Raw genomic sequence first — 26,736 nt, 5'->3', positions numbered from 1 at the left:
GTCCGGGTCGGGCAAATCCACGCTGTTGCGCGCGATCAATGATCTGGATTCGCTCACGGGTGGCGAGGTCTGGCTCGATGGGGTGCAGATCAACAAAGACCTGCCCTACCGCCAATATGAGAAACATATCAACGCCATGCGGCAACAGGTCGGGATGGTGTTTCAACACTTCAACCTGTTCCCGCATCTCTCGGTGCGCGACAACGTCACCATGGCGCCGAAGCTGCTCAAAGGTCTCTCTGATAAAGAAGCCGACAAGCTGGCCGAAGAACAGCTCAACCACGTCGGCATGTTGGAGCGGATTGACTACTATCCGTCGCAACTTTCCGGTGGTCAAAAACAGCGCGTCGCCATTGCTCGCGCCTTGGCGATGCAACCGAAATTGATGCTGTTTGATGAGGCCACATCGGCGCTCGACCCGGAACTGGTCGAAGAGGTCAATCTGGTGATGAAACGCCTCGCCGAAGAGCACATGACGATGATCATCGTCACTCACGAAATGGATTTCGCCGCCTCCGTCTGTGACCGGGTGATTTTCATGGACAAGGGTGTGGTCGTTGAACAAGGCCCGCCCAGCGTCGTCTTCCAAAACCCAACCGAAGAACGAACCAAAGAATTCCTGCGCAAACATCTTGCTCAGCATCACGCCCAAAACGCCGCCGAAGCCGCGGCCCTCACTGCCGCACAAACCAACGAAGGTGCCAAATGACCACCGAGCAGTCCAACCTGTTCTACCTCGCCACCCAACCCCGACCGTTTCTGGATCATGGCGAGGGGATCTACCTCTATGATGAAAGCGGCAAGCGCTACATCGACGGCTCCTCTGGTGCGATGGTGTCCAACATTGGCCACTCAAACCCGCGCGTTTTGGCCAAGATGAAAGCACAGATGGACAAGGCCACCTTTGGCTACCGCTTGCATTTCCGCACCCATCCATCCGAAGATCTGGCCACCAAACTCGCGGGTTTGATGCCCGAGGGGTTGGATCGGATTTTCTTTGTTTCCGGTGGTTCGGAAGCGGTGGAAACCGCCGAGAAACTCGCCCGTCAATATGCGGTGACCCAAGGCCAAAGCAGCCGTTGGAAAGTCATCGCCCGCACGCCCGCCTACCATGGCGGCACCTTGGGCGCACTGGCGCTCACCGGCGGGAAACTCTTTGCCGGTCCCTTCGCGCCGATGTTCCAAGACATGCCCCATGTCAAAGCTCCCACCTGTTACTTGGATCGTGACAATCTGACCGACGAAGAACGCGGGATCAAATACGCAGAAATGCTCCGCGAGCGGATCGAGGCGGAGGGCGCGGACACGGTTTTGGCCTTTATCATGGAACCCGTCGGCGGCGCGTCGACCGGCGCGCTGGTCGCCCCTGACAGCTATTACAAACGCATCCGCGAGATTTGTGACGAATATGGCGTGATCCTGATCTTTGATGAGGTCATGACCGGCGCGGGGCGCACGGGGACGTTTTTGGCCTGTGAACATTGGGGCGTCACCCCCGACATTATCGCCATGTCGAAAGGCTTGGGCGCAGGCTATGCGCCCTTGGGCGCGGTCGCCGCACGTCGTGAGATGGTTGATGCTTTGATGGGGGCCGGGGGCTTTTTGCATGGGTTCACCTATGCCGGAAACCCTTTGGCCTGCTCCGCCGGTCTGGCCGTCTTGGAAGAGATGGAAGAACAGAATATCGTTCAGAATTGCGCGGCGATGGGCGAGGTTTTGCACGCCCGGCTCAAGACCCTGATGGACCGCTATCCCTTTATCGGTGATGTGCGCGGCAAGGGATTGTTGCAGGCCTTTGAACTCATGTCGGATCGCGACACCAAAGATCCCCTGCCGAAAGAGATGAACGCCCATTCCGAGCTGGTCGAACTGGCCTATGCGCGCGGTCTCATCCTCTATTCCCGCCGCACCCGTGGCGGCGTTGAGGGCGATCACTTCCTCGTCTGCCCGCCACTGATCATCACTGAGACGCAGATTGACGAGATCATGGCGATTTTGATCGACAGTTTGGACGCCTTTGCCGCCAACCACGACCTGCCGGTGATGGGCCAATGAGCCTGCCGGACAAAACCACCACGATCGAGGCGGCCGTGGCGCGCATCCCTGATGGGGCGACGATCATGGTCGGGGGCTTTGGCGTGCCCGGCACGCCCTTTACGTTGATCCGTGAATTGGTGCGTCAGGGTCAAAAAGACCTCACCCTGATCAAAAACGATGCCAATGAAACCGGGATGGGCATCGACCTTTTGATTGCAAATGGACAGGTGAAAACCCTGATTTCAACCCATATCGGCCTCAACGCCAATGCCATCTCCGCCCTCAATTCGGGCCGGATTAGGGTCGAATTTTGTGCCCAAGGCATCCTGGCCGAACGCATTCGCGCCGGGGGGGCGGGGCTTTCCGCAATTGTCACCGATATTGGTCTCGGCACAGAATTGGCCGAGGGCAAACAGGTGGTGGAGATGCACGGCAAACGCCTTTTGGTCGAAAGCGCTCTACGCGCCGATGTTGCCCTCATTCATGCCGACTGCGCCGATCCGTTTGGCAATCTCACATATGCCGCCACGGCACGGAATTTCAATCCGCTGATGGCCATGGCTGCCCCTATGGTGATCGCTGAAGTCGAAACCCTCGGGCCTTTGGGAAGTCTCTCCCCCGAGGCCGTTGAAACCCCCGGAGCCTTTGTCGATCACGTCGCGGAACTCTCTGAACTTTCTGAGGATTACGGCATTGTCAGACGCTAACCCCCTTGACGCACGCGCCCGCATGATCGCCCGCGCCGCCCGTGAAATCACCGCCGGTATGGTGGTTAATCTTGGCATCGGTTTGCCGACCAAAGTGATCAATCACCTGCCCGCCAATTTGCCCGTCTGCCTTCATACCGAAAACGGCATGACCGGAATTGGCGCCACCCTGCCCTATGAGCGTGCTGACCGAAACCTGATCGACGCGGGCGGGGCCTATGTCTCGCCCATCCCCGGCTCCGCCTATTTCGACAGTGCCGTGTCCTTTGCGTTGGTGCGCTCTGGTCGGCTGGATTTGACCATGTTGGGCGCGTTCGAAGTGGCACAAAACGGCGATTTGGCCAATTGGAAAATCCCCGGAAAATTCTCCCCCGGCGCAGGCGGCGCAATTGAATTGGCACAAAAGGCGCGGCGTGTGGTGGTGATGACCACGCACACGGATCGGCACGGCAATCCGAAGCTGCTGCAACAGTGTACGTTGCCCCTGACCGCCCAGCGCCGCGTGGCACGGATCTTTACCGATCTGGCGGTGATCGACGTAACGGCACATGGATTTGAGCTTTGCGAATTGGCGACGGGCGTCACCGTCCAAGAGGTCACCGAGGCCACGGGCGCGCCATTGATCGTACCTGACACTGACATTCCTACCTTTTGAGGCATCCCATGGATCAAGAGCTTTCCACCCGCATTTTGTCAGCGGTCGATGACCTGTTTGATCAGGAGATCGCGTTTCTATCTGAGCTGACATCGCACCCCTCGACGCGTGGCTTTGAGCAAAGCGCGCAGGCCTTTATGGCCTCCGAACTGACGTCGCGCGGTATGGCGGTCGATCAATGGCAGATCAACGTCGATGACATCAGCCATCTGCCCGGCTTCTCCCCCGTGCTTGGCCCGTATGAGGATGCCCAAAACGTCGTCGGCACCCATAAAAGCCGAACCCAAAAGGGCCGCTCTTTGATCCTCAATGGCCATATCGACGTGGTGCCCGCCGGGCCGCTCGACATGTGGGACAAGCCGCCGTTTGAACCGCATGTGGCCGATGGCTGGCTCTATGGGCGCGGCGGTGGTGATATGAAGGCGGGACTGGCGTCAAACCTCTTCGCCCTTGATGCCCTGCGTCATCTGAACCTTGCCCCCGCTGCCGACGTGCTTTTTCAATCCGTCGTCGAGGAAGAATGCACCGGCAACGGCGCGCTGGCGTGTCTCGCGCGGGGCTATACAGCCGATGCCGCGCTGATCCCCGAGCCGTTTGAGGAAAAACTCGTCACCGCGCAGATCGGAGTGATTTGGTTTCAGGTGCATCTTAAGGGCGTGCCGACCCACGTTGCATATGCGGGCAGTGGCGCGAACGCGATTGAGGCGGCGATCCCATTGATCCATGCGCTGCACGAAATGGAACATCGTTGGAACGCTGCCGACAAACGGCACAAAGATTTCGCCCATCACGACCATGCGCTGAACCTCAATATCGGTAAAATCCAAGGCGGCGACTGGACCAGTTCCGTGCCCGCATGGTCGGTCATAGACGTGCGCATGGCGATTTTTCCGGGCCAGGACATCGAGGCCGCAAAGGTGGAGATCGAACAGACCATTTATGAGGCCGCGCGGCAAAACGCTTTTCTCAAAAATGCACTGCCGGAGGTAATCTATCACGGCTTTATGGCCGAAGGATATGCGCTTTCAGAAGACACATCCGCCACGGCACAGGCCGCGATTGGGGCATTGGAGAGCGCACATTTGACCACCACGGGCGAGGCCTTGGATCACGCGGCCATCACCGCCACGACCGATGCGCGGTTCTTTGGCCTTTACGCCGACACGCCCGCGCTGGTCTACGGCCCGCGCGCCGAGGCCATCCACGGATTTAACGAACGCGTGGAGCTGGAAAGCATCCGCCGCATCACAGGGGCCACGGCCCTGTTCATCGCCGATTGGTGCGGCGTCGAAAATATTTAAGGACCGAACTCATGCGCGAAGCCGTTATCGTTTCCACCGCCCGCACGCCGATTGGCAAAGCCTATCGTGGCGCGTTCAACAACCTCGAAGGCCCGGCCATGGCCGCCCATGCGGTGCGTGCTGCCGTGGCGCGTGCAGGTCTTGAAGGGGGTGAGATTGAAGAGGCCATTTTCGGATCGGCCCTGACCCAAGGCTCCACCGGCATCAACGTCGCGCGCCATATCGTGCTGGCCTCAGGGCTGCCCGATACGGTCGCGGGGGTCACTCTGGATCGGCAATGCGCCTCGGGTCTCAATGCCATCGCATCGGCTGCCCATATGGTCATGGCGGAGGGCGTCGATGTGGCGCTTGCAGGGGGATTAGACTCTATTTCCTTGGTTCAAAACACTCACTGGAACGGCTACCGCTACCCATCTCCGGGCGTGCCGGATGCCTATTACATGTCGATGATCGAACTGCCGAAGTGGTGGCCGAACGTTATGGCGTTACGCGCGCGGCGCAGGATGCCTATGCTTTGGCCTCGCAGAAAAAAACCGCAATGGCCCAGGATTTGGGTCTATTCTCCGATGAAATCGTCCCTGTTGAGGCGATTAAAACCGTGACGGATAAAGCCACAGGCGAAAGCCATGAGGAGACCGTGCGGCTGGAGGCGGATGAATGCAATCGCCCCGGTACAACGCTTGAGGGGTTGAGCAGTCTCAAAGCCGTGCTTGGCCCGGACAAATCCGTCACGGCGGGCAACGCCAGCCAACTGTCGGATGGGGCCTCTGCCTGTATCGTCATGTCGGCCAAAGAGGCGGAAAGACGTGGATTAGAGCCGCTTGGCGCCTTCCGAGGCTTTGCCGTGGCAGGGGTCGCCCCCGAAGAAATGGGCATCGGTCCGATCTATGCCATTCCGCGACTTTTAAAACGTGCAGGCCTGACCATCGACGATATTGATCTTTGGGAGATCAACGAAGCCTTTGCCGCGCAATTGCTCTATTGCCGCGACACGCTTGGCATTCCTGATGAAAAACTCAACGTCAACGGCGGTGCGATCTCCATCGGCCATCCTTATGGCATGTCGGGCGCGCGCATGGCCGGGCATATCTTGCTTGAGGGCAAACGCCGCGCTGCACGTTATGGTGTGGTCTCAATGTGCATTGGCGGTGGCCAGGGCGCGGCGGGATTGTTTGAAATTTTTTAATTCACATCCCGGGGCCCAATCTTTTGTATAGAGTTATATGAATATCAGATTCGGACACCGGGGGCACCATGGCACGATCAACCACACTTCTTCTTCGGGCTTTGGCTGTTGCCCTGCCAACAGCCCTTGGGATCACCAGTGTTTTGTACTCGGACACCCTGCGACAGGCCCCCGCCGCCGCAGAGGTCAAACGTCCGCCCACCGCCGTGCGCGTGATCACCGTGCAGCCGATCGACATGGTGCCGCATGTGATCGGCTATGGCTCCGTTGCCCCGGTGCGCGAATGGCGCGCCGTGGCGCGGGTTCCGGGGGACATCATCGAGACAGCGAAAGGGCTTGCCCCCGGCGCGGTGATGCCCGAAGGCGCACTGTTGTTTCGGATAGATGACAGCGATCTGCGTCTGGATTTGGCGCAAATCGACGCGCAGCTGGCCTCCTCCCGGCTGCAAGACGACACGATCAGTGCCAGTCTTGAATTGGCGCAGGCCGACCTGAGCCTGATGCAAAATGAATTGGCGCGGCAACAAACGCTGGCGGAGCAAGGCGTGGTCACCCAAGCCGCGCTTGACGCGACCCGGCGACAAGAGTTGACAGCCCGCACCAAACATCTTGAGCTGACACATCAGCGCGCGCTCAATGTCGCCAATCGCGATGTGCTTGCCACCCAACGCGCCTCCGTCGAACGTGCCCTTGGCTTTACCGAAATTCGCGCGCCTTATGAGTTGCGTCTCACGGAGGTGACCGCCGATCTGGGTCAATTTGTCGGGGCTGGGCAAACACTTTTGTCCGCAGAGGGCACCGAAGCTGTGGACATTGCTGCGCAGTTTCCGATTGGCCGCATTGGCCCGCTGTTGCGACTGGCGGGAGAGGGCACGAGCGCGCTCGATCTACGGGCTCAGGTGCGCATTCCCGCGCCGGACCATGCCGTGATCTGGCCCGCCACAGTCGAACGTGTTGGCGAGGCGATTGATGCCCAAACCCAAAGCGCGGCCATCGTTGTGCGCGTTACTGATCCGCTGGGGCAAAGCGTGGCCGGGGAACGCCCACCATTGCGCCGCAATATGTTTGTGGAGGTGGTTCTGTCCGCCCCCAGATCAGCGCAAATTGTTGTGCCAAGTGACGCGGTGCGCGACGGCACGGCGTTAGTGGTCTCCGCCGAGGGCACGCTTGAAAACCGCAAAGTTGTGGTTGGCTTCACCTCGGATGACATCGCGGTGGTCACACAAGGCTTGAGCGTGGGCGACGTGCTTGTCGTCACCGATCCGACCATTGCGGTGCCCGGCATGGCGGTCAAACCCGTCGAAGATACGGCCCTGATCGCCAGTCTTGCCGCCGCCGCTTTGGGGACACCCGCGGGTGCGCCTGTTCCCGGTTCAGGTGGCGGGTCAGGCGCAGGATCCGGCCAAGGATCCGGCATGGGTAAAAAATCGGAGCCGCAGGAATGATCCGTCTTTTCGCCACGCACCCGACGGCGGCCAATATCCTGATGATCATCCTCATGGGGCTGGGCCTCTTGGCTCTGCCGATGTTGCAACGTGACACCTTTCCTCTGGTCGCGCCAACGGATGTCGAAATTCGCATCCCCTATCCCGGCGCTGCGCCCTCTGAGGTCGAAACCGGGATTTGTAGCGTGGTCGAAGAGCCGCTTTTGCAGATCGACAACCTGGATGAACTGACCTGTCTGTCGCAAGAAAACGCCGCCGTGTTGACCGCTGTGATCTTTGAGGGGGCCGATATGACACGGTTCCACAATGACATCAAAGACGCGGTGGGCGGCATTTCCACCCTGCCCGACAAGGCCAATGATCCGGTCACCCGCGTGGTCGAACGTGTGGCCTCGGTCGCCTCCGTGGCAGTCACCGGGCCGGATGATCCGGCGGTGCTCTTTGCCTATGCCCAAACATTCGCAGATCGCCTGCGCACCGATCCCGAGATTTCGCAAGTCACCGTCAACGGCTTCTCGGATCGCGAAATTGCCATCACTTTCGATGCATCTGCGCTCGAACGCTTCGGCCTCGACATGTCTGAAATCACCGCTCTTTTGGCCAAACACAGCCTCGATATGCCCGCAGGCTCGCTCGAAAGCGCCTCCGGCGATGCCGCAATCCGGTTCTTGGCCGAAAAACGCACGCCCGCCGAATTGGAAACCATCCCTTTGATCAGCCGCTCCGGCGGCGGAGATGTGCGCTTGGGCGATGTGGCCACGGTGCGCGCGGGCTTTGATGATCCGTCTCAGGCCAGCTATTTCGGCCAGAACCGCGCCGCGATTGTTGCCGTGAGCAAAACCGCGAGCCAAGACGCCCTCAGGGTCAAAGCCGCGCTCGACCGTCAAGTTCTGGAGGCGCAACGCGACGCCCCCGGCAACATCACCCTCGCCATTTCACAAGACTCAACAGGCAATATTCGTGATCGGCTTCGGATCATCGGAGACAACGGCCTTCAGGGGCTGATTTTGGTGTTCTTCACCATGTGGCTGTTTTTCGGATTTCGCATGTCGTTTTGGGTCGCCCTTGGGCTTCCGGTGTCCTTCCTCGGCGCGATCTTTGCGATGCAGCTTTTGGGCTACACCATCAACATGATGACCATGGTGGCGCTGTTGGTCGCGGTCGGGCTGTTGATGGACGATGCAATTGTGATCTCTGAAAACATTGTGCGCCGCCGCCAGGCCGGGGAAAGCGCCCGCGATGCCGCCGTCAATGGCACGCGTCAGGTGTTGCCCAGTGTCATCGCCTCGTTTCTGACCACGGCGATGATCGTTGGACCGCTGGCCTATATGGCGGGCAGCATTGGCGCGATCCTGAAATACATTCCCATTGTGCTGTTGATTACGCTGACCGTCAGTTTGGTTGAGGCGTTTTTGATCCTGCCCGCGCATATGCGTCATGCGCTGGACCGCGATATGCGTCCGGGGCGGATCAGCCGCTGGATCAATGGTCTGTTTGAGCGCCTCAGAGATCGCGCCATCGTGCCTTTGGCCGAACTGACGCTGCGCTATCGCTATCTGACTGTTGGGCTGACGCTGTTTGTCATTCTGTTTTCCGTGGCGCCCTATACCGGCGGTTTCATCAAATATCAAAGTTTCCCGACGCTTGAGAGCGACACGGTCGAAGCGCGGCTATTGCTGTCGCAAGGTGCACCTCTGGAACGGACCGCACAACGGGTCGCCAAGGTCGTCAAAGCCCTTGAACAGATGAACGCCGACTGGACCCCGGATCAACCGGACGGACAGGCCTTGGTCCAAAGCTACACGATCACCTATGGCGTCAATACGGATGCGGCGGGATCGGGCGCGCATATGGCCACGGTCAGCGCCGCGCTTTTGCCCGCAGGTGTGCGCACAACGGCGGTCGGCGACATCCTCGGCCAATGGAAAAAACTCACCGGGCCGATGCCCGACATGGCCGCACTGCGCTTTACCGACAAAGAACGCGGTGCGGGTGGCAAGCCGATTGACCTGCGCTTGACCGGCGATGATCTGGATGAACTCTCCGTCACCGCGCGCGAAATTCGGCGGTTTTTCCGCGACTTTGACGGTGTGCGCGATGTGACGTTTGATCTGCAACCCGGCAAGCCCGAGATTGTTGTGACCCTGCGCTCTGAAGTCGCCAATGCCCTTGGCGTCACGCCTCAAGCCATCGGGAACGAACTGCGCGCAGCCTTCAAGGGCGACAGTGCCACAAGTTTTGTCGATGGGTACGGTCAGGTCGATGTGGTTGCCCGCCTAGCCGCCACCGATCGGCGCAGCCTGTCCGATATCCTTGATCTGCGCGTTCCCGCCGCGAATGGCACTCATGTGGCGCTGAGCGCCGTGGCCGATGTGCGCCTGACCCGTGGCTTTGACACGATCACGCGGGTCGACGGCAAACGCACGGTGCGTGTGCAGGGTTCGATTGATCCAACCATCGCCAATGCGCGCGAACTGATGGTCGCGCTCAAATCGGACTACCTACCGACCTTGCCAGAGCGCCATCCCGGCATCTTTGTTTCGATCTTGGGTGAGGCCCAAGATACCGCCACCACCGGGGCCTCCCTGGGACGCAATATGATCATCGGATTGATCGGGGTTTTCCTGCTTTTGTCGTTTCATCTCAAAAGCTTTCTACGCCCCGTCGCCATTCTCGCCGCCATCCCGCTTGGGCTGGTCGGCGTGGTTTGGGGGCATATGGCCTTGGGATTGCAACTGTCGCTACCGAGCCTTGTGGGACTGGCGACGCTGGCCGGGATCGTGGTCAATGACTCGATCCTTTTGGATGCCTTCATGCAAGACAAACGCAACGCTGGGAGCGGGATCATCGAGGCCGGACGCGAGGCGGTGCGGGAACGGTTTCGGGCGATTTTCCTAACCTCCTTGACCACGGTGGTCGGGCTTGGACCATTGCTTTTTGAGCAAAGCACACAGGCGCAATTTCTCCGCCCGATTGTCGCTAGCCTTGCCTTTGGCCTAACGGTTGCGACGGTTTTGTCGCTGTTTGTGACGCCCGCTGTGGTCGCGGTTTTGGATGATCTGCACTTTGGAAAAAAACGCCCGATCCCGCGTGAGAGCGTGGATCAGGCGTAAGGTCGAAAGAGATCCTTTCGAACCAAGTCAAAGAGAGAGGAGATTACGCTGCATTCTCTGCGTGACGCGCGGGCAAAATCTCTTCGCCAAAGGCGCGCATTTGGTCCTCGGCCCAGAACCGAATGTCCTGAGTGCGGACCTTTTCGCGGTTTTTCTTCATCCGACCACGGCGTTCTTCTTCTGGCATCTCCAAGGCAAATTGGATCGCGCCATCCATCGACTTATGCGAGAACGGATTGGTCGGCACCGCCGAGGCCAATTCCACCGCAGCCCCGGCAAATTCGGACAGCACCAAGACCCCGTCACCATCGGTGCGCGCCGCGCAATATTCCTTGCACACAAGGTTCATCCCATCGGCCAAAGGCGTGATCCACGCCACATCGGCGGCGCGGTAATAGGCCACGAGATCGGTGAATTTCACCGGCCGGGAAATCAGCGCGACGGGTTGCCAATCGAAGCTACCATAGCGGCCATTGATCATCCCCGCCTGATGTTCAAGATCGCGCTGGATTTCCTCATAGGAGGTCATTTCGGAATTGGCCGCCACCGAGACATGCATCAAACGCACCTTGCCGCGCAGGTCAGGACGGGTTTCCAAAATCCGCTCAAAACTTTGCAGCTGTTCGATCCCGCCCTTGGTGTAATCGGTGCGCCCGACCGAAAGGATGAGCTGTCCGTCGCCGATTTCTTGCTTGATCTCTTTGACCCGTTTGGCCGTGGCCTCATTGGCCACCACCTCTTCGATATAATCGACATCAACGCCCACGGGGCTGGCCTGAAGGCGCACCGTGCGGCCCTCATAGCCGATTTCGGTGACCACACTTTGTTCCGAGAGCGCAGAGGTTTCGGGCACCATATCCGGGTGAACCTTTTCGCGTTTCAACGTGTCGACCTCCAACAGGGAGCGGGCGGAGGACACAAAGTTGTTCACGTAGCGCGGAATGTGGAAGCCGATGACATCACAGGCCAAGAGGCTTTCCAAAATCTCTTTGCGCCAGGGCAGCACATTGAAAATATCGGCGTTCGGAAAGGGCGTGTGATGGAAAAACGAGATTTTGACATCCGGGCGCAGCGTGCGCAAATAGCCCGGCACCAGCCAGAGGTTGTAGTCATGGACCCACACAACCGCCCCTTCGGCGGCTTCGGCGGCGGCAGCTTCGGCAAAGGCCCAATTCACCTCGCGAAAGGTCGGCCAATCGACGGGATCGTAGTTGTAGCGTTCTTTGAACCCGTGCAGGATCGGCCAAAACGCCTCTTTCGAAGAGACATGATAGAAACTTTTAACCTGTTCCGGCGTCAGCGGCAGGCGCGAGACGGTATAGGTGCCATAGGCATCGTCAATTTCGATCACCCGCTCAAACTCGGGGTTGGCGGGGTCTTTCGCATGTTTCCACGCGATCCACGCGCCTTTGTCGACACGCCCGAAAAAGCTTTTGAGCGTGGGCACAATGCCGTTGGGGCTTTTGTTTTCGCGGTATTCGATTTTCCCATCCACCTCGACCTCTTCATAAGGTTGGCGGTGGTAAACGATGACAAGATTAGATGACATATCAGACTCCTTTTGGGATATCGTGAAGCTCGAACGCGGCGATGGCTTCCAAAATACCGGCGGCCCCATGGGCCTTGGCGTGATACACGGTATCTATGTCATGAAGCCGCTGCATGAGGGCGGTTTCCGAATTGCCGACGGCCACGGATGGGAGGCCAGAGATCAACATGGACAGATCGTTCATCGTGTCCCCGGCGCAAAGAACACGCTCCTCTGGAATGCCTAGATGGTCGATCAAACGCCGGATCGACGGGCCTTTTGACACACCTTTTGGCAGGACATCGAAATAACGATTGTCGGAGATGAGCCAATCGAGCCCCATCGCTTCGACCTTCGCTTCCGCCGTCACGTCATAGCCGGTCGGCGTCAGATCGTAACTGACGCGATAGCGAAATTCGGTGGGCTGGAGCTTGAGCCCCGGATGATCGGCAAAGGCCTCGCGCACGGCTTGGCCTTGGTCGTTCCAACGCGCGGCGATGTCTTCTTCGAGGGTGGCAATCGGGGCGATGGACCCGTCCGGGCGGACCTCGGCAATCGTCGTGCCGACATCGCCGACAACAAATTCCGGCCAAGGCAGGCCCTGCTCGCGGCACATCTGCATGATAAATTCCGGGTCGCGTCCGGTGACAAAGATCAGACCCACGCTGTCGCGGTTCTCTTCGATCCAAGAGTAAAGGCGTTGGCGATCCTCAGGCGTGCCGCCCAAGAAAGTGCCATCAAGGTCGGTCGCAAGGGTAAAGCGGCGCGCGGCGATGGCCGGGCGCGGTGTGGTGTGTACGTTCATGAGTCAAACGGCTCCGAATTGTAGCGGAAGATCGGGGGAAGGATGATCTATTGAGAGATCAAGCGCATAGGGTTCGGCCTCAATCGGGCGAGACCACAATGCGGTGAAGGCCTCACGCAAATCGGCCCCTTTGTGCAACACCGCATTCACCGTCTCACAGATCGGCATGGAGACCCCAAGACGACGCGCAAGATCGGTCACTGAGGCGGCGTTGACCTCGCCTTCGACCACGACCGAACGCCCCTCAAAACAGGAGGGCCGGGCAATGCCTTGACCCAATTGATAGCCCAAGGACATGTTGCGCGAGGTGGTCGAAGAACAGGTCAACGTCAGATCACCCGCCCCGGACAGGCCGGTGACGGTTTCGCGTTTGCCGCCAAGCGTCTGGGCCAAAAGCTTCATCTCATCGGTGCCACGGGTGATAAACGCCGCGCGGGTGTTTTCGGCAAAACCCGCGCCCGACATCATACCGCAGGCAATGGCGATGACGTTTTTAACAGCGCCGCCGACTTCAACGCCGACAAGATCGTCAGAGACATAAGGCCGAAACCCACCGCCAGAGAGCGACATCGTCAGCCGAACCGCCGGGCTGCTTTCCGGTGTCAGACGATCCTGATACGCGAAGGGAAAGGCCACCGTGGCCGCGGTCGGATGATCCAAAGCGGTTTCACGGGCAAACGTCGGCCCGGAAACCGCACCAACCGGATGACCGGGCAGTTCCTCGGACACAACCTCGGACAAGAGATATCCAGTGCCACGTTCAACGCCCTTACAGGCCAATGCGATCGGAATGCCCACTGGCAGGTGGCTTGCTATGGCCTGACACATCGGACGCAACGTGGCCGAGGGCGTCACCATCAAAACGGCCTCAGCACCCGCAAGCGCATGAGCCAGATCGGCAGTGGCGGTCAGACCGTTTGGAAGGTCGACCTCGGGCAGGTAGTCAGAGTTTTGATGAGTGAGATTGATCCGTTCCGCCAGATCGGGGCGGCGTGCCCAAAGGCGCACCTCACGTCCATTGCGGGCCAAAACGGTAGCGAGCGCTGTCCCCCAACTGCCTGCGCCAAGCACAGCGATGCGGTTGTAGGGAAGCGACGGGGTATGGGAGATAGAATCCTTGATGGGGAGCTCCTTTTGGGTGCTCTAAGGTCTGTTCTGTTATTCAGGTTCTGCGCGCCCCACCCGCCTCATCACCAAGGCAGCGCGGCAAGGAGCAAAGACCAGCCAGAAAGGCGTCGCGCTCTACGGGTCGATCTATGAGAGACCGAACGGGTCCGCCGCGTGGACCACGTCGCATAGATAGTCTTTTTTGAGAGTTTTTTCAACCCACCACGCCGCATTGCAGAAAATAGCATTGATATCACAACAAAATCTTTCCAGATCCGCAGGATCAATCGCAGCAAAGATACCACCCTCAATCACCGATTAAAACGGGCACAGGGTCTGTCGTTTTTTGCAATGCAGGAGCCATCCACACAGGACCATTCACCGTTCGAGGTGATGGTGGAGCGATCCAGCTTTTCGCCGCGTTCATTGCCACAAAGCGTGGCTTGGCGTCCACGCTCCATGCTGACAAAACCTCTGGCAAAGGCCTTAGTTTGTGAAGCTTGGGAAGGGCGGGCTCATGCTGCCATTTTGGGCGAAATCTTTGGTCCAAGGACTGGAGCGGATTTGGATCGTCAGCCTTGCTGAGACGACAATAGCTCCAAACGCGCCCGGTACCCAGATTTAATATGCACACGGGCAGCGTGTTCCGCAGCATCTCCGTCATGCGCCGCAACCGCGTCAATGATCGCTTGATGTTCATCCTGTGCTTGGACGCGCCGTTTCGCAATGCTGTAGGTTGAACCGGGCAACAAGCTGAGATGAATACGCAGGTTTGCGAGCGCATCAATCATATAAGCATTGTGAGAGGCGCGCACAATTTGCAGATGGAACTGTTTGTTGTGGGTTTTGAGCGTGTCGGGATTGTCCACCCCGACATCTAAGCTGACGAGTTCTCGCAACAGGCTAATTTCGGCAGGGGTGGCGTATTCCGCGGCAAGCCGCGCGGCCATACCTTCCAAGCCTTCACGCACAGCAAAGAGCTGGCGCAAATGGTCGTAATCCAGATGTGAGACGATCAATCCCCGCTGTGGCCCATGTTCGGCCAGTCCCATCGCATGAAGCCGGTGCAAAGCTTCGCGTACCGGGGTGCGCGAAATCCCAAGTTGCTCGGCCAATTCGGTTTCCCGCAGCCGAGTGCCCGGTGTCAGTTTCCCATCTTCGATGGCATCCAGGAGTTGTTCCAAAGGCGTGCCGCGATGCATGTTTTTTTCCATTATGGCTTTCATGACCGATGAAACTTTCTGTTGGGGCACCCTAATACACGGCCCGGAAAGGAATGGGCCGCGCCAGGTCTGTATACATAAGGTCCCAGTGAAAGCCAAGCTTGACCTCAAGGACACTATGCCGCACAGCGCCACAAGTGCGTCGCACGTGTGGCTACGCATCATGCAAACGATCAAATCCCGTCCGCAGGTCACGGATCAAGTCTTTTGGATCCTCAAGCCCCACATGAATGCGTATGGTTTGACCCATTGGAGTCCAATCGGTGGCGGTGCGATAAACTGTCGGATTTGTGGGAACAAGCAAGCTTTCGAAACCACCCCAGCTTGAGCCCATGCCAAAAAATTGCAGGCCATCGAACAGCCGGGCGAGACGGCCGCGATCCGTTTCACTGATAACGAAGCCAAACAAACCGGACGCGCCAGAAAACTGGTTTTTCCAAAGCGCATGATGCGGGTCTTGTGGGCGCGCGGGATGCATCACCCGGATCACCTCACCTTGTTGCGCGAGCCAATCTGCAATGGCCAACCCGCTGGCGTGGTGCTGGCGCATCCGCAGTGGCATGGTCCGCAATCCACGCAAGGCGAGATAGGCGTCATCTGGGCTGACGCAAAATCCAAACCGCAGATAGGTTTCACGCAAACGATCATAAATCTCTTCTGTGCAGGCGATGGTGCCCAGCATGATGTCGGAATGCCCGGAGATGTATTTGGTGCCAGCTTGCATGGAAATGTCGACACCATGTGTCATCGGCTGGAAAAAGTAGCCAGCGCTCCATGTGTTGTCGATTGCTGTCACAACGCCATGCGCGCGCGCAACAGCAACGATAGCATCGACATCCTGGACCTCAAAGGTCTGCGATCCGGGAGATTCCATCCATATGAGTTTGGTTTCAGGGCGGATCAATTCGCTGATACGTTCGCCAAGCGTGGGGTCGTAATAGGTGGTTTCCACACCCAATCCCCGCAATACGAAATCACAAAATTTCCGGGTTGGACCATAGGAACTGTCACTTACCAAAAAATGGGCACCGGGTTCTGCAAAGCTCATCAGAATATTTGAAATGGCACTGACACCAGAGGGAGTCACCAGAGCGCGTTCGCTGTGTTCCAATGTGCAAACGGCATCTTCGAGGGCATGGGTTGTGGGCGTGCCACGACGTCCATACCGCAGACGCGCGCCCTCTTTGGCATCCAATGCGGCGAGAGTGGGAAAGAGGATCGTTGAAGCACGGTAGACCGGGGTATTCACGGCACCAAAGTGCTGATCTGGGTTGCGTCCGCACTGTGTGAGTTGGGTGTCAAATTCCATGTCATCAGAGGTCATAAACGAGGATTCCTTGTCATTTTCGGTATGCGCGGCGTCTTTGCGATGCTTTTGCTCGCTGTTGCACTCTACTGAAAACATTTGTATACACAGAATCAGAAGGCGTCAACGACATGACTAAATCCGTCAGTGCGAACGGACCCAAGAACGCCAAAGACCCAACAGATGAGGACTAAAAATGAACAAAGATTTCAAACTGAAAACCGCGTTGTGCGCCATCGGCCTTGCCACTTTGGGGAGCGCTGGCTTTGCTGATTCGGGCGATACGCTTGCAAGCGTCAAAGAGCGTGGTGAAGTGCTGTGCGGCGTGCATCCGGCACGTCACGGCTTTGCTGCGCCAAACAGCAAAGGGCATTGGGATGGCTTTGAAGTGGATTACTGCCACGCTATTGCCGCCGCGGTTTTTGGCGATGCGGACAAAGTGCGGTTTGTCGCCCTGTCATCGCAACAACGTTTTCCTGCCATTCAGTCTGGCGAGGTCGATGTCTTGGTGCGCAATGTGACTGCAACGCTGGGGCGTGATACGGCACTTGGCCTGAACTTCGCGCCACCGATTTTCTACACTGGTACAGGTTTTCTTGTGCATGCCGACTCTGGCGTGAAAACGGTCGAAGATCTGGATGGGGCCACCATTTGTGTTGCCCCCGGCTCAACCACAGAACGCAATGTGGCGCAAATTTTTGCGACCCGCGGCATGGACTACACACCTGTTGTGATCGAAAACAACAAACAGCTTGTCGATGCCTATGTCACCGGGCGATGTGACGCCTTGACCAAAGACAAGGCCGCTCTTCCAGGCGTGCGCGCCTATGACACCGAAAACCCGGCAGAACATGTGCTTTTGCCCGGCATCTTTTCCAAAGAACCGCTGGCCGCGGCTGTACGCCAAGGCGACGACCAGTGGTACGATTTGGTGAAATGGGTGACCTATGCCACGTTTAACGCCGAAGAGTTGGGCGTCACTTCTGAGAATGCTGGCGACATGAAATCTTCTGACAACGTGGATATTCAATCGCTTTTGGGGGTCACGGGCGACTATGGCTCCAAGCTCGGTGTGAGTGAGGATTGGGCCTATAACGTCATCACCCAAGTCGGAAATTATGCAGAAATCTATGCGCGCCATTTTGGCCCGGGCAGCCCGGTGGAATTGGATCGCGACCTGAACACTCTTTGGGTCGATGGAGGTCTGCTTTACGGTTTCCCAATCAAGTAACCCGCTTGCGGGAGCTGTCGCCCGGCTGTGACGTTTTGAAGTCCGGCGACAGCCGTATGAAGCATGATATCCAAAACCTCACGGGAGCAATCAGTGACACATATTGATGGGAGTGATCAGCGCGGGGCCAAACCGCGCCAGACGCTCAGTACTCTTCTCTACAGTAAGAGTTTTCGAACGGCTGTGACCCAAGTGGTCATGGCGGCAGTCGTTATCTTTATCGGTCTCTTTCTTTACCAAAATGTTGTCGAAAACCTGCGGGCGCAAAATATCGCGACGGGATTTGGATTTCTGGAACAAACGTCGCAATTCGACATTGGCGAAAAGATGATCACATACAGCGCGCGCGATAGCTATGGCCGCGCCTTTGTTGTCGGGCTGCTGAACACTCTGTCGGTCTCCGCAGCCGGAATCTTTTTGGCGACCCTTATCGGGTTCACCGTCGGGATTTCGCGGATCTCAAGCAACTGGTTGCTGTCCAAAGTGGCGACAGGATATGTTGAAATCGTTCGTAATATCCCGGTGATCCTGCAGGTAATCTTTTGGTCGGTGCTGTTGCGCAACCTGCCAAATGCGCGCAATGCGGTTGAGGTGTATGGCGTCGGCTTTCTCACCAATCGTGGTCTGACCTTTGCTGTGCCCGCAACGCATCCGATCCATTCTACGATGGGAATTGCACTTGTGGCTGGTATCGTCTTGGCCATTCTCGGGTCGATTTGGGCCAGACGCCATCGTGAAAGTACCGGAACATACGTAAATATGCTCTGGCCCTCTATCGGACTTGTTATCGGGCTTCCGGTTCTGGCTTGGCTGTTTGGCGGCGCGCCCACTGCCATTAGCTATCCTGTGCAAAAAGGCTTTAACTTTCAAGGCGGCGTCACCATCTCGCCGGAGTTTACCGCCCTTTTGATCGGGATCGCACTCTATGCCTCTGGGTTTATCGCAGAAATCGTGCGTGCCGGTCTTCAGGCCACGCCAAAAGGACAGATCGAAGCGGCCCGTTCGATGGGCTTTCGCCCATGGTTTGTGACGCGCTATGTCGTACTGCCGCAGGCCTTGCGTGTCATCGTTCCGCCTTTGACCAGCCAATACGTGAGTCTGATCAAAAACAGCTCGATTGCGGTGGTGGTCGGGTATCCTGATCTCGTCAATATCGGCAATACAGTTATGAACCAAACGGGGCAGGCCGTTGAAGCGATTGCTGTAATGATGCTCGTCTATCTGACCATCAGCCTGATCACATCCACCTTTATGAACTTTTACAACCGCCTCGTGGCGATCAAGGAGCGTTAAAAGATGACAACACAGTCTCAACACGCGCCGAAAATGGCCACCCCCCTTGAACCCGTGATGCAATTCGATCCGAATGCAAAAGTACCCTTTGCCAAATGGGTGCAAAAGCACCTGTTCACCTCCCTTTGGCAAAGCCTCATGACGCTTGTCGTTGCGGCGCTCCTGCTTCGCTTTGCCTGGTTTGTGTTAAAATGGGGAGTGATTGACGCCGTATTCTACACCCCTGACCCGGACGTCTGCCGCGCGGCGGCGGGGGCCTGTTGGGCCGTGATCGTGGAAAAACACCGCCCGATGCTCTTTGGGCTTTATCCCTATGACGAACATTGGCGTCTGGTGATTATGATGGTGGTCTATCTCTCCACGATCGTGGCGTCGTTGATGCCAAAGCTTTGGAACTTTAAAATCCTCATCCCACTGTGGATTCTTTCCGTGACCTCGATTGGCATCCTGATGTTCGGCGGCGTGTTGGGTCTCGTTTACGTTCCGACGTCTGAGTGGGGCGGGCTGCCGCTGACGATGATTTTGTTTTCCGGAACGGTTCTGATTGGGATGCCCGTTGCCGTTGTGCTCGCTTTGGGGCGGCGTTCGCCGATGCCTGTGGCGCGCGGCGTCTCCGTGGTTTTCATCGAGGCGCTCCGTGGCGTGCCGCTCATCACCATCCTCTTTGTCGCGGTCAACGTGTTTCCGTTGTTCCTACCGGCTGGGGTTGAGGTCAATAAGCTGTTGCGGATCACAGTGGGCATTGCGATCTTCTTTGCCTGCTATCAGGCGGAGGTGATCCGCGGCGGGCTACAGGCCATTCCCACTGGCCAATATGAAGCAGCGGCATCGCTCAACATGAGCTATTGGCAAACCACCCGCAAAATCATTTTGCCGCAAGCGCTGCGTATCAGCCTTCCGGCGATCACCAACCACATCATCGCGGCCATGAAAAACACGTCCTTCGTGATCATCATCGGGCTTTTTGACATTCTGACGGCGACCACTGCCGTGATGCAGGACCCACTATGGCGCCGCTATTATATCGAAGCCTATCTATTCGTCGCCGCTGTCTATCTCTTTTTTGGCTACGCGCTCTCCCTCTATGCACGCCAAGTCGAAAAATGGATCAACTCGGGTCGCATCTGACTGTGCCCGGATAGGAGATACTCATGTCCAACATCATCGCCCAAACTCAATCCCCCTCACCCTCACCCTCACCCTCACCCTCTCAGAGGCTTGACCAAGAGCCCATGATCAAGCTCAGGGATGTGTCCAAATGGTATGGCCATTTTCAGGTGTTACACGATGTCAGCCTTGACGTCCGTAAAGGCGAACGTGTGGTGATCTGTGGCCCTTCCGGGTCGGGAAAATCCACGCTTATTCGCTGCATCAACCGTCTCGAAGAACACCAGAAAGGCGAGATCATCGTCAACGGTATCGAGATGACCGACAATGTAAAAAACATCGAAAAAATCCGCCGCAACATTGGCATGGTGTTTCAGTCGTTCAATCTTTTTCCACATCTCAATGTCCTCGACAATTTGACCATCGGACCGATGCTGGTGCGGCACATGAAAAAGAAAGACGCCGAAGAGTTGGCGATGCAGTTCCTTGAAAAGGTTCGCATTCCAGAGCAGGCACAAAAATACCCGCTTCAACTTTCTGGCGGCCAACAACAGCGTGTCGCGATTGCGCGTTCGCTCTGTATGCAACCCGAAATCATGCTGTTTGACGAACCAACCTCTGCGCTTGATCCTGAAATGATCAAAGAGGTGCTCGATACCATGATTGAACTGGCGGACAGCGGCATGACGATGATTTGTGTCACCCACGAGATGGGATTTGCCCGTACTGTCGCGGATAATGTGATCCTCATGGCCGATGGAAAAACGGTCGAAAGCGGCACGCCTGAAGAGTTCTTTGGCAATCCAAAGAACCCGCGGACGCGCTTGTTCCTTGAACAAATCCTCAAACATTAAGGCCTCCCCAGGGCGGGTTCTCCCCTGATCCGCCCCACATTTTTACAACCCACATACTCTCTTGGCTAAAGGAGATCCCTCGTGTCCGCTTTGACACTCGACCTTGCGCGCCTCGCGTCAGGGCTCAGATTGTGTGACCTCTCTGACCCTGCTCAGCACTGGGCCAAACGCGCCATCACGGACACGCTGGCCTGCGCTTTGGCCGGGGTCAATGAACCTGCGGTGCGACTGGCTGTGGGCGTTTTGCCCGCAAGCCCCGGCCCCTCCCTGGTGTTTGGAACCGGGCACAGGCTGCATCCTTTGGATGCCGCACAAATCAATGGCATTGCTGCTCATGCATTGGATTTTGATGATTGCAATTTGGAGATGGACGGCCATCCGTCCGTGTCCATTGTCCCCGGCCTTTTTGCACTGGCCGAAGCACGCAACGCCTCCGGTGCACAGGTCCTGACCGCCTATGTCGCCGGGGTGGAGGCCGAAATTCGCCTCGCGCGGATCGCCAATCCTGCCCATGCGGAACGTGGCTGGCATCCGACGGTGACCTTTGGCGTGATCGGGGCTGCAGTGGCCGCCGCACATCTCATGCGTTTATCGCCGGAACATACCGCCACCGCCATGTCGATAGCAGCCTCTTCTGCGGCGGGGCTTCGGGCCAATTCCGGCACAATGACCAAACCGTTTCACGCCGGACAGGCCAATCGCAATGGTGTTCAGGCGGCTTTGTTGGCCGAAGCGGGCTACACCGCGCGCCTGAGTGCGCTTGAACATAAATTCGGTTTTTTACGAGCCTTTGGTGACAGCTTTGATGTTGATCCGGGCCCCGCATTGGACGGCTGGGGCAAAGACTTTGCACTTTTGTCGCCTGGGATCGCGATCAAGCAATATCCGTGTTGTGCGTTTATTCACTGCGCGATCGATGCCGCCGCTCAGCTGCGCGGTGACATCAAGACCGCTCAGATTGAGCGCATTGAGGTGGCGCTCCATCACAAACGGCTCAAAAACATTGATCGCCCAATGCCAAAAGACGGGTTGGATGCCAAGTTTTCAACCCAGCACCTCACAGCCCGTGCCCTGATCGACGGCACCGTCGGCTTGGATGATTTTCATCCAGAACGGGTGCTTGACCCAACTGTGGTCGCTTTGGCCGCCAAGGTCGCTTTGGTCCCGCACGAGGAGGGGCTTTCGATGGGACTTGTTCATGTCTGGCTCGCGGATGGGCGGCATTTGTCCGCAGAGGCGACCGTGGCCATGGGACGCGACCCGTCCAATCCGATGACCCAATCACAGGTCCGCGCAAAATTCCACGATTGCGTCCCGCCCTCGGATCAAAGCACCGCGCTGTTTGACGCCTTGATGCAGCTTGAAACCTTCCCCTCGCTCGCGCCGATCACCGCTGCGATATGCCCCCCGCCCCCCAAATAAAGACCGGAGGAAACCATGTCTTTGTCTTTTGAGCTTGCCACGCGCGCGCAAGCGCTTGATCCCGAACATTTCGACCCAGAGGCTTTGGGTTTTGCCCGTGTGGCGATTGCCGACATGATCGGTTGCGCTTTGTTGGGCGCCCAAAGCCAAACCACACACTCCGCGCTTTTGACCGGCGTTCATGGCACTGGACCCTGCCATGTATTGGGTCGTCATGAGCGGTTGAGTCGCCTTGATGCGGCCTTTGTGAATGGTGTCTCCGGTCATGCACTTGACTACGACGACACCAGCAAATCGCTTTCAGGGCATCCGACCGTCATCATCATCCCGGCCATTCTTCCACTGGCAGAAACCATGGGGACCACCGGGCGAGAGTTGCTCGACGCTTATGTGATTGGCGTCGAAGCCGCGACCCGTTTTGCGCGGGGCGTAAACTTTGCCCATTACGAAAAAGGGTGGCATCCAACCGCCACGCTTGGGATTTTTGGCGCCGTGGTTTCGGCGGGCATTTTGTTGAAACTTGACACCAAAAAAATGGCCCATGCGATTTCCATGGCCGCCTCTTTGGCATCCGGCATCAAAGCCAATTTTGGCACAGACACCAAACCCCTTCACGCAGGGCTGTCTGCGCGAAATGGTCTTTTTGCCGCCTTGATGGCCGCAGACGGTGTCAACGCCTCCCCCACCGTAATGGAACATCCTCAGGGTTTTTTGGAGGTCTTCAACGGCAAAGGCCATTACGAAATTGAGCGGATGCTGACCGGATGGGGCGCGCCGCTTGATCTGATGAGCCCTGGCATTTCGATCAAAAAATACCCCTGTGTGTACAGTGTTCACGCGGCGATTGATGCGGTGATCGCACTGCACAATGGCCCTTTGAGCGACAGCACACAGATCGCGGATGTCGTGGTCCGGATGCACCCGCGCCGACTTTTGCCGCATGTGCGCAATCCGGCAACCAGTGCTTTGAATGCCAAATTCAGCCTGCCTTATGCTGTCGCGCGGGGGTTGGTGAACGGTGCAGTGCAACTTGAGCATTTCGAAGAGAGCGCCTTGCACGATCCCGAGGTCACTCGGGTGATGGAGCTTATTCGAATGGAAGAAACCGACCCCGAGTTTTCCGATTATGGTGCCGAGGTGCAGGTACGTCTCAAGAATGGCAGCACAGTTCGCGCGTTCGTCGACGTTCCCCTGGGGCGCGGACCAGAATCCCCACTGCCACAGGAAATGCTTGAGGCCAAATTTCGCGACTGCGCCAGCCGCAGTCTGAGCGATGCAGGAACTGCGGAGGTGTTTGACATGCTGATGCGCCTCGACTCGTTGCCCGATGTGGCACAGCTCACAACCACCATCGCCTCCGCCACGCTGTAGATCAGAGGAAAACACTATGAGTTTCGCAAAACACCTTTCCGAATGCGCCCTGTCGATCCGGCTCGACACGCTCCCTGATGCGGCCCTTCACATCGCGCGCCGCGCTGTCGCAGATACGATTGGCGTTGCCCTTGCCGGCCGCTCCGTTCCATATCTGACCACTCTTGAGGCAACGCTTGAGATCACATCAGCCGTAGGAGAGGCCACTCTTTGGGGAGCGGGTGGCGCAAAGGCTTCGGTCCTTCATGCGGCGATGGTCAATGGTACGGCAGCGCACGCGTTGGATTTTGACGATTGCTCGACAACGATGGGCGGGCATCCGTCGGCCCCAATCGTGCCTGCAGTTTTGGCCCTGTCAGAGCAACTTGATGCCTCCGCGGGACAGGCCATTGAGGCTTATGTGACTGGGGTCGAGGTCGAAACCCGTCTCGCCCGCGGACTTTTGCCGCATCACTACGAAAAAGGCTGGCACCCGACCGCCACGCTTGGGGTCTTTGGCGCGGCGGCCGCCTCTGCCCGCATGTTGGGCTTTGACGCTGCCGCCATGGCCAATACTTTGGCCATGGCGGCATCAATGGCCACAGGATTAAAATCCAATTTTGGGACCCCGGTCAAACCGATACATGTGGGGCAAGCGGCACATAACGGCGTCTTGGCCGCCCTGTTGACACAGCAGGGCATGAGTGCAAATCCAGAAGCGTTTGAACATAATTACGGTTTTTTCAACCTGTTCAATGGTGCGGGCACCTATGACATTCAGGCGATTTTGACGGACTGGGACGGGCCGTTGGAACTGCTTGATCCAGGCATTGCGATCAAACAACACCCCTGTTGCGGCAGTGCCCATTCCGCCATTGATGCCGCGCTGGCCTTGGTATCCGAACATGGCACTTTCGCACCCGAGCGCATCGCTTCGATTGCCACTCAGACCCACGAACGCCGTTTGGCGCATACCAATCGCCCCGATCCAAAGTCCGGTCTTGATGCGAAGTTTTCAGTGCAGTTCCTCACCGCCAAAGCATTGACGGCAGGGCGGTTGCGCCTTGGGGATTTTGCGGATGACAGCTTTTTGACCCCTGAATGTGCCGCCGTTTTGCCAAAGATCACCTCGACAGGACATCAAAAGGAGGACGCCTATTTTGGCCAAGTCTCTGTGACCTTGACGGATGGGACAATTTTACAAGCCGACGCCTCCACCCGATTTGGCCGCGGCCCGACCAACCCAATGAGTGACACAGAACTGAAAGAGAAGTTCATCGATTGTGCTGCAGGCACTTTGGGCGAACAAGGCGCGCGCGCGGCCTTTTCCGCCTGCCTTGCGTTGCAACCTCAGGACAGTCTCGTAGACCTCCTCCAACGGGTTTCCGCCAAGGAGGCCTGCTGATGATCACCTTATACGCTCGCCGCGATTCCTCAAATTGCGCCAAAGTCTTTTGGCTACTCGATCTGCTTGATCTGCCTTTTGATCTTATCCCTATGGGACGCGGATCTGGCGCGCGGGACACTGTTGCGTTTGAACGCCTCACCCCGTTTGGCAAGGTTCCCGTGATCACCGATGGGGCGCTGGTCGCGTGGGAATCAAACGCGATTCTGCGGTCTCTTGCCAAACGCACACAGCGCAACACCGTGTGGCCCGAAGATCAGAGGCAACAGACCCGAATAGACGGCTGGATGGACTGGGCTTCCCTGTCGCTGACGCCACCTTTGACTCGGCTGCGCAAAGTGCGAGCGGCAGGTGGCGAAGGCGAATTGGCCGCGGTGATCGAGGCGGCTACTCTGCTTGATTGGCAATTGGGCCAAAGCCCGTTTATCGCAGGCGACACGTTGAGCCTGGCAGACATCACGGCGGCCCCCTCAGTGCATAGACTGGGGCTTTTGAGCACCCAGGAGCCACGCCTTCCAAAGCTGCCACATCTTTTGGCCTATCGCGAAAAGCTTGAGTTAGACCCGCTTTATCAGCTGCATATTCGCGATGCGCTAACCTGATCGCCCGAATGGGTGCCTCTCCGCGCCCATTCCCCAGCCCTTTCATGACCAAACGGAGCGCACCCTGTGACGCTCTGACAGGAGAGCTTTGCCATGTCACAACATCCCCTCCCTTTTCTGTTTTATCGTGGCGGTACGTCGCGCGGGCCTTTTTTCAATCGTGCGGACCTGCCCGAAAACCGCAATCAATTGGCCGAAGTCTTGATCGCGGTTATGGGCGCGGGGCAACCCAACAACATTGATGGGATTGGCGGTGGTGTGGCCGTCACCACGAAAGTGGCGATGCTGTCGCGGTCAGACGATCCCAATGTCGACATCGACTATTTCTTTGCTCAGGTTTCAGTGGAGGAGCGGCGTGTCGATTTCAAACCAACCTGCGGAAATATGTTGGCGGGGGTTGGTCCAGCGGCCATTGAGATGGGATTGATAACGGCGCAACAGCGGGAAACCCCGGTGAGGGTGCGCGCAGTTAATACTGGGGCGTTGATTGACATTGTGATCCAAACGCCAAATGCGCAGATGCACTATGAAGGCACTGCTGCGATCGACGGTGTTCCAGGCACTGCCGCCCCCGTCTCATTGATGTTTCGCGAAACCGTAGGCGCAGGCACTGGCATGATGTTGCCGACAGGCCTGCCTCTTGATGTGATCGACGGGATTCTAGTCACTTGTCTTGACGTTGCGATGCCGGTGGTGATTGCACGCGCCGACACCTTTGGTCTCACAGGCTATGAGACGGCGCAAGAGCTTGACGATAATATGGTTTTCACGGCACGTCGCGAAAGAATACGAGTCCAGGCAGGGGCACTGATGGGGATGGGAGACGTGTCCGATAGCGTCACGCCCAAATTTGCCCTGATCGCGCCCGCACAGCAGGGTGGACAAGCGTCAGTGCGGTATTTCATGCCCGTACGCTGTCATCCGACCTTGGCGGTGACCGGCGCACAATGCCTTGCCAGTTGCCTTTTGCTGCCCGGCTCAGTGGCCGAGGGTCTCTGTTCAGTGCCTGAGCGTGGACCTTTGGAGATTGTGTTAGAACATCCTTCGGGTCAGATGGCC

21 protein-coding genes and 1 pseudogene are annotated in these 26,736 nt (G+C 57.6%); 17 read left to right on the top strand and 5 right to left on the bottom strand.

Features of this window, described 5'->3' with window-relative positions; all coding sequences use genetic code 11:
• The 8 genes and pseudogenes from C8029_RS04985 to C8029_RS04950 form a co-directional block, all read left to right on the top strand.
• A partial coding sequence (locus tag C8029_RS04985) for an amino acid ABC transporter ATP-binding protein (protein WP_152002398.1) occupies positions 1-709 on the top strand: 709 nt, incomplete at its 5' end.
• Positions 706-2,055 (top strand): aminotransferase family protein, encoded by a 1,350-nt coding sequence (locus tag C8029_RS04980; protein WP_152002397.1) that lies wholly within the window; start codon positions 706-708, stop codon positions 2,053-2,055. The genes C8029_RS04985 and C8029_RS04980, both read left to right, overlap by 4 nt.
• Complete coding sequence (locus tag C8029_RS04975; RefSeq protein WP_009572294.1) at positions 2,052-2,744, top strand: CoA transferase subunit A; 693 nt, start codon at positions 2,052-2,054, stop codon at positions 2,742-2,744. The genes C8029_RS04980 and C8029_RS04975 overlap by 4 nt, the downstream gene beginning before the upstream one ends.
• Positions 2,731-3,399, top strand: a complete 669-nt coding sequence (locus tag C8029_RS04970; protein WP_009572293.1) for a 3-oxoacid CoA-transferase subunit B — start codon at positions 2,731-2,733, stop codon at positions 3,397-3,399. The genes C8029_RS04975 and C8029_RS04970 overlap by 14 nt, the downstream gene beginning before the upstream one ends.
• Positions 3,400-3,407: 8 nt before the next feature.
• Positions 3,408-4,700, top strand: coding sequence for an ArgE/DapE family deacylase (locus C8029_RS04965; protein WP_009572292.1), 1,293 nt, complete (start codon positions 3,408-3,410; stop codon positions 4,698-4,700).
• Between the two features lie 11 nt (positions 4,701-4,711).
• Positions 4,712-5,886 (top strand): annotated as a pseudogene (locus C8029_RS04960) (acetyl-CoA C-acyltransferase).
• A 68-nt stretch (positions 5,887-5,954) separates the two neighbouring features.
• Positions 5,955-7,331 carry an efflux RND transporter periplasmic adaptor subunit gene (locus C8029_RS04955; protein ID WP_152002396.1) on the top strand — a complete coding sequence of 459 codons (1,377 nt, stop codon included), beginning with the start codon at positions 5,955-5,957 and terminating at the stop codon, positions 7,329-7,331.
• Positions 7,328-10,444 carry an efflux RND transporter permease subunit gene (locus C8029_RS04950; protein ID WP_152002395.1) on the top strand — a complete coding sequence of 1,039 codons (3,117 nt, stop codon included), beginning with the start codon at positions 7,328-7,330 and terminating at the stop codon, positions 10,442-10,444. The genes C8029_RS04955 and C8029_RS04950 overlap by 4 nt, the downstream gene beginning before the upstream one ends.
• Positions 10,445-10,487: 43 nt before the next feature.
• Here C8029_RS04950 and ggpS read toward each other — a convergent pair whose 3' ends face one another.
• The 5 genes from ggpS to metC all read right to left on the bottom strand — a co-directional run bounded on the left by ggpS (position 10,488) and on the right by metC (position 16,431).
• Entirely contained in the window at positions 10,488-11,993 is a 1,506-nt protein-coding gene (gene ggpS / locus C8029_RS04945) for a glucosylglycerol-phosphate synthase (protein ID WP_009572288.1), read from the bottom strand.
• A gap of 1 nt (position 11,994) precedes the next feature.
• A complete protein-coding gene (locus C8029_RS04940) occupies positions 11,995-12,777 on the bottom strand; it encodes an HAD-IIB family hydrolase (RefSeq protein ID WP_009572287.1) in 783 nt (260 codons plus the stop codon).
• 3 nt (positions 12,778-12,780) lie between these two features.
• On the bottom strand, positions 12,781-13,848 hold the full coding sequence (locus tag C8029_RS04935; protein ID WP_152002394.1) for an NAD(P)H-dependent glycerol-3-phosphate dehydrogenase: 1,068 nt from the start codon (positions 13,846-13,848) through the stop codon (positions 12,781-12,783).
• 608 nt (positions 13,849-14,456) lie between these two features.
• A complete protein-coding gene (locus tag C8029_RS04930) occupies positions 14,457-15,098 on the bottom strand; it encodes a GntR family transcriptional regulator (protein ID WP_040402392.1) in 642 nt (213 codons plus the stop codon).
• A gap of 163 nt (positions 15,099-15,261) precedes the next feature.
• The gene (metC, locus tag C8029_RS04925) at positions 15,262-16,431 is read right to left on the bottom strand and encodes a cystathionine beta-lyase (protein WP_152002393.1); all 1,170 of its coding nucleotides are present in this window, start codon (positions 16,429-16,431) and stop codon (positions 15,262-15,264) included.
• Between the two features lie 178 nt (positions 16,432-16,609).
• Between metC and C8029_RS04920 the strand changes: the two genes are divergently transcribed.
• From C8029_RS04920 to C8029_RS04880, 9 genes are all read left to right on the top strand, one after another.
• Positions 16,610-17,644 carry an amino acid ABC transporter substrate-binding protein gene (locus C8029_RS04920; RefSeq protein WP_009572283.1) on the top strand — a complete coding sequence of 345 codons (1,035 nt, stop codon included), beginning with the start codon at positions 16,610-16,612 and terminating at the stop codon, positions 17,642-17,644.
• A 93-nt stretch (positions 17,645-17,737) separates the two neighbouring features.
• A complete protein-coding gene (locus C8029_RS04915; RefSeq protein WP_226946231.1) occupies positions 17,738-18,937 on the top strand; it encodes an amino acid ABC transporter permease in 1,200 nt (399 codons plus the stop codon).
• Between the two features lie 3 nt (positions 18,938-18,940).
• Positions 18,941-20,065, top strand: coding sequence for an amino acid ABC transporter permease (locus C8029_RS04910; protein WP_009572281.1), 1,125 nt, complete (start codon positions 18,941-18,943; stop codon positions 20,063-20,065).
• A 104-nt stretch (positions 20,066-20,169) separates the two neighbouring features.
• The gene (locus C8029_RS04905; protein WP_009572280.1) at positions 20,170-20,898 is read left to right on the top strand and encodes an amino acid ABC transporter ATP-binding protein; all 729 of its coding nucleotides are present in this window, start codon (positions 20,170-20,172) and stop codon (positions 20,896-20,898) included.
• An 81-nt stretch (positions 20,899-20,979) separates the two neighbouring features.
• Positions 20,980-22,320 (top strand): MmgE/PrpD family protein, encoded by a 1,341-nt coding sequence (locus C8029_RS04900; RefSeq protein WP_009572279.1) that lies wholly within the window; start codon positions 20,980-20,982, stop codon positions 22,318-22,320.
• A gap of 15 nt (positions 22,321-22,335) precedes the next feature.
• Positions 22,336-23,691, top strand: a complete 1,356-nt coding sequence (locus tag C8029_RS04895) for an MmgE/PrpD family protein (RefSeq protein WP_009572278.1) — start codon at positions 22,336-22,338, stop codon at positions 23,689-23,691.
• Between the two features lie 16 nt (positions 23,692-23,707).
• Positions 23,708-25,075 (top strand): MmgE/PrpD family protein, encoded by a 1,368-nt coding sequence (locus C8029_RS04890; protein WP_152002392.1) that lies wholly within the window; start codon positions 23,708-23,710, stop codon positions 25,073-25,075.
• Positions 25,075-25,677 carry a glutathione S-transferase family protein gene (locus C8029_RS04885; protein ID WP_152002391.1) on the top strand — a complete coding sequence of 201 codons (603 nt, stop codon included), beginning with the start codon at positions 25,075-25,077 and terminating at the stop codon, positions 25,675-25,677. Before C8029_RS04890 ends, C8029_RS04885 begins: the two co-directional genes overlap by 1 nt.
• 93 nt (positions 25,678-25,770) lie before the next feature.
• Positions 25,771-26,736, top strand: a 966-nt coding sequence (locus C8029_RS04880) for a PrpF domain-containing protein (protein ID WP_152002390.1), incomplete at its 3' end; no start/stop codon positions are given.

This window comes from Roseobacter sp. TSBP12 (assembly GCF_009129705.1).
GTDB classification, from domain to species: domain Bacteria; phylum Pseudomonadota; class Alphaproteobacteria; order Rhodobacterales; family Rhodobacteraceae; genus Celeribacter; species Celeribacter baekdonensis_A.
This window is presented reverse-complemented; position numbering and strand designations above follow the sequence as displayed.